Below are 4,638 nucleotides of genomic sequence, written 5' to 3' on the forward strand. Positions count from 1 at the left end.
CTACCCGCAGGTCCATGGCGACTTGCAGTTAAGAGGAAAGAATGTGCGCGCCGACTGGCTTGGCGGGGTCAGCTGGTTGGTCGCCGACCACTACTCCTGGCCCGCGTTGGTGCTGGTCGCGGCCGGCCGCGGCGGCGTACCGGCCCCGGGCAGCACACCGCCGCCGCCGGCGATCACCGCCGCGACCCGCACCCCGACCGGGGTAAGGCTGGGCTGGCTCGCCGCCACCGGCGCCGCCGTCCCGACGGCGTACGCGCTCTACCGCTGCCCCGGCACCGACGCGGCCGACCCGACCGCGTTCGACGACGCCCGCCACCTGCTGGCGACGGTACGGTCCACCGGCACTGGTGGCTCCTTCACCGACGCGACGGCGGCGCCCGGATCGGCGTACACCTATCTGGTCACCGCACTGGACCGCCAGCACCGGGAGAGCCCGGCGGGGCCGGCGCGGGTGCTGGCCGCCGGCAGCGACGCGTTCAGTGTGATCGTCGACAACCGCACGCCGCACGGGTTCACCGCCAGCGCCGCCTGGGGCACGTCGAGCTGGTCGGCCGGACGGTACGGCACCGACTACCGGTTCACCAGCCCGCAGCCGGTCAGCGACCCGGCCTGGTTCACCGTCACCGTGCCGGCGGCCGGCAGCTACCGGGTCGACGTGTGGCATCCGGCGGCGTCGGGCTACCACCCGGCCGCGCCGCACCTGGTGCAGACCACCACCGGGCTGGTCAGCCGGCCGGTGGATCAACGCACCGGCGGCGGCCGGTGGCGGGAGCTGGGTGTCTTCGCGCTGGCGGCGGGGCGGCGGCCGGTGGTCGGGGTGAGCCGGTGGGCACCGGCCGGCGGCCACATCGTCGCCGACGCGGTACGCCTGACCCGGGTCGGCTGACACGGGGTCCTACACTGCCCGCCGTAGCATGGCAGGCATCCACGAGGCCCACGGTCTCGTGGCGCAGATGAGTGTGGACGACGTCCACGGGGCCGGTCGCTTGTCCGGCCGGCTGACCGAGGCGGACCTGCTCGCGCAGCGGTCAGGTCCGCGCGGCGGCGAGGAACTCGTGGGCACCGCGTAGCCGGGTGGTCAGCCGGGCACGGGTCCGGGCGCAGTCCAGCCGCAGCTCGGCCGGTCCGGGGACGCCGCTGGCGGCACGTCGGCCGGTGGGCAACGCCGTGGGGTCGAGGCCGTCTCGGCGGGCGATGAGCACCCCCAGGCGATGCCGGCTGATCGCGTCCGGACCGGCGACGTGGTGGATCCCGGAGTACGGCGACCCGGCGAGTTCGCGCAGCGCAGCGGCGAGGTCGGCGACGTGCACCGGGCACCGCACGTCGTCGGTGAACAGCACACCGGTGCCGACGCCGGCAGCCAGAGCGTGCACGTGTCGCTCGTGGACGGACTCGCCGTACCCGATGATCAGTGACGTCCGGGCAATGACGGCGTCGGGGGTGATCGCCGCGACCGCCGTCTCAGCCGCGGCCTTGGCCGCACCGTACGGCGTCGTCGGGTCCGGTGGGCACGTCTCGTCGTAGGCGACCGCCGCACCGGCGAAGACCGCGTCGCTGGAGACGTGGACGAGCCGGGCCGCCACCGCCGCAGCGGCGAGGGCGACGTGAGCACCGCCGTCGGCGGTGCTCGCCCAGTCGCTCTGGCGGTAGGCGGCGTTGACGATCACGTCGGGCCGGGCCGTGGCGGCGACACGGGCGACATCGTCACGGATGCGGATGTCGAGCGCGTGCCAGTCGACTCCGGCGCCGAGATCATCGCTGGGCGGACGGCGGTGGAAGGTCGCGGCCACCCGGTGCCCGGCACACCGCGTCTGACGAACGATCTCCCGGCCGAGGAACCCACTGCCACCCACCACGAGAAGCCTCACGCGACCACGGTAGGCCCGGCGGTCCGCCCGCGCGTCGCACGCTACGTCGACCGGTCGAGGCCGACGCGCACCCGGCCGGTCTCGTACGCCCAGATCGCGACCTCGACGCGATTGCGGACGCCGAGCTTGGTCATCAGGGCGGCCAGGTGGCTCTTGACCGTGCTGAGGCTGATGTGCAGTTCGCCGGCGATCTCGGTGTTGGTGCGGCCACGGGCGACGGCGACCAGCACCTGCTCCTCGCGGTCGGTCAACGGATCGAGCGGCTGGCGGACCGGTGCCACCGGACCGGCGGCGGCGAAGGCGCTGAGCAGGCGGGTGGTGACGGCCGGCGCGATGAGTGCGTCACCGGCGGCGGCGGCCCGGACGGCCTGGGTGAGCAGCGCCGTGCCGGCGTCCTTGAGCAGGAAACCCCGGGCACCCGCGCGCAGCGCTGCGTAGACGTACTCGTCGAGGTCAAAGGTGGTGATGACGACCACAGCGAGCGGATCGACGACGCCGGGACCAGCGAGGCGGCGGGTGGCCTCGATACCGTCCACGTCGGGCATCCGGATGTCGAACAGGCACACGTCGGGGCGCAACCGGTGGGCGAGGTCGACCGCCCGTCTGCCGTCGGCCGCAGCGCCGACGACCTCGATGCCCGGCTGGGCGTCGAGAATCATCGTCAGCCCGGTCCGCACGATCTCCTGGTCGTCGGCGACGACCACCCGGACGGTCACGTCCCGGCCCGACCGGTCGGAGCCTGGCGGGGCAGGGCCACGGCGACGGTCCAGCCCCGGTCGCGGTCCGGTCCGGCGTCGCAGGTGCCGCCGAGCAGAGCCGCCCGCTCGGTCATGCCGACGATGCCGAAGCCGCCGGTAGCGGCGGGCCGGGCCGCGCTGGTGTCGCCGTCGTCGCTGACCCGCAGCCGTACCGCGTCGGCGTCGACGTCGACGCGGACCTCGATCCGGGTGGCGTGCCGGGCGTGCCGTCGGGCGTTGGTCACCGACTCCTGGGCCAGCCGGTAGACCGCGGTGGCGACGGTCGACGGGACGTCGTCGACGTCGCCGTGCAGGGTGACGTCGACGACCGGTCCGGGCTGCGCCCGACTGGCGAGTCTCGCGACGTCGCCGATGCCGGGGTTCGGGGTGAGGTCCGCCGGGGCCAGGCGTCCGGCGGGTTCGCCGTGGCGCAGGCCGCGCACCATCAGTCGCATCTCGGCCAGGGCGCGGGTCGCCTCGGCCTCGATCACGGCCAGCGCGTCGAGGGCCGCCGCCGGTCGGGTCGGTGCCACCGCGATGCCCGCCTGGGCGCGGATCGCCATCGCCGACACGTGGTGGGCCACCGTGTCGTGCAGGTCGCGGGCGAGTCGTTCGCGTTCGGCCAGCTTGGCCTGGTCGAGTTCGCGGGCCCACAGCGTGGCCCGGTACCGCAGAGCGGTGGCCACGGCCATCGCGGCGGACACCACCACCGTCCCGCCGACCAGGTCGGCGAGGTCGAGGTGGCCGACCGCCGCCGACAGGCCCATCTTGGCCAGGATGACCGCCGTTCCGGCGATGATCTGCCGGCCGGAACCCCAGCGGTACAGCGCGTACGGCAGGATCAGCAGGTAGACGCCGGTGACCAGCTCCGGTTCGTGGCCGGCCAGCAGCGCGGCCACGGCGGTGACCGGGAAGGCCACGGCGACCATCAGCAGCGGCCTGGTCCGCCGCCACCACAGCGTCGGCGCCAACACCAGGGCGACGATCAACGAGTACGCGGGCGACACCAGGTCGGTGCGCAGCAGCCCTTCGAGGGTCGCCGCGACCCAGACCGCGCCGAGCAGCAGCCAGTCCCGCCAGACCCGCGTCGGTGGGTCGGCGACGGCGGGCTCGGCCCACACCGACCGCAGCAGCGCACGCACACCGCGATCGTACGCAGCGGGCGTTCACGGCGTACCGGCCAGAAGTACGACGAGCTGCCCCGTCCAACGGCGGGGACGACGCCGGCCCACGCGGCGATGACCGCTCGCCGCGCCGCCGCGACGATCGATCCATGCCAACAGCCGTACCGAATCCACGGTCGATGCCCCGGTCCACCGCCCGCACCGTCGCCGGCCGGTCCTCTCCCGCCAACTGGCTGATCCCCACCGGGCTGGTGCTGCTCGCCGTCGTACCGGTGGTCGCCGGCAGCCTGCGACTGGCCGAGCTGGTCGGTGGGCCGCCCATCGTGCCCGACGGCGACCGGGTCACCTCGGCCCCGGTGGCGCTGGTGACGCACATCGTCGGTGTCACCATCTTCAGCCTCGTCGGGGCGTTCCAGTTCGCGCCGGGTCTGCGGCGACGCCGCCGGGCCTGGCACCGGGCCGCCGGGCGAGTCCTGGTGGTCTGTGGGTTGCTCACCGCCGGGACCGGTCTGTGGCTGACCCTGTTCCTGCCGCCGGCGGCGGTCGACAGCGAGCTGCTGGTCGCCATCCGGGTGGTGGTGAGCGTGGCGATGGCGGCGTGCGTCGTGGTCGGCTTCGTCGCGGTCCGACGCCGTGACTTCGCCGCGCACCGGGCCTGGATGATCCGGGGTTACGCGATCGGGATGGGCGCGGGCACCCAGTTCTTCACCCAGCTGGCCTGGCTGGCCGTGGTCGGCCCGGTGACGGCGTCGGGCCGGACCGGCACCATGGCCGCCGGGTGGCTGATCAACGTGGTGGTGGCGGAGTGGGTGATCCGGCGGCGGGGGGGGGGGGGGGGGGGGGGGGGGGGGGGGGGGGGGGGGGGGGGGGGGGGGGGGGGGGGGGGGGGGGGGGGGGGGGGGGGGGGGG

General features: G+C 74.9%; 5 protein-coding genes. 2 read left to right on the plus strand and 3 right to left on the minus strand.

Going from position 1 to position 4,638, the window contains the following annotated elements; all coding sequences use genetic code 11:
• Positions 1 to 886 (plus strand): golvesin C-terminal-like domain-containing protein (locus ACXAHD_RS31495; RefSeq protein ID WP_475055071.1); only part of this gene is annotated, 886 nt, incomplete at its 5' end.
• 142 nt (positions 887 to 1,028) lie between these two features.
• Here the strand turns inward: ACXAHD_RS31495 and ACXAHD_RS31500 are convergent.
• From ACXAHD_RS31500 to ACXAHD_RS31510, 3 genes are read right to left on the minus strand one after another with little or no spacing between them, the layout of a single operon-like run.
• Complete coding sequence (locus ACXAHD_RS31500; RefSeq protein ID WP_289212779.1) at positions 1,029 to 1,868, minus strand: sugar nucleotide-binding protein; 840 nt, start codon at positions 1,866 to 1,868, stop codon at positions 1,029 to 1,031.
• A gap of 41 nt (positions 1,869 to 1,909) precedes the next feature.
• Positions 1,910 to 2,584 carry a response regulator transcription factor gene (locus ACXAHD_RS31505; RefSeq protein ID WP_289212778.1) on the minus strand — a complete coding sequence of 225 codons (675 nt, stop codon included), beginning with the start codon at positions 2,582 to 2,584 and terminating at the stop codon, positions 1,910 to 1,912.
• Positions 2,581 to 3,747, minus strand: coding sequence for a sensor histidine kinase (locus ACXAHD_RS31510; protein ID WP_281554730.1), 1,167 nt, complete (start codon positions 3,745 to 3,747; stop codon positions 2,581 to 2,583). Before ACXAHD_RS31510 ends, ACXAHD_RS31505 begins: the two co-directional genes overlap by 4 nt.
• 131 nt (positions 3,748 to 3,878) lie before the next feature.
• Here ACXAHD_RS31510 and ACXAHD_RS31515 point away from each other — a divergent pair.
• On the plus strand, positions 3,879 to 4,638 hold a 760-nt coding region (locus tag ACXAHD_RS31515), incomplete at its 3' end, for a DUF2306 domain-containing protein (RefSeq protein WP_475055074.1).

Source organism: Micromonospora sp. ABR4_055 (assembly GCF_056160425.1).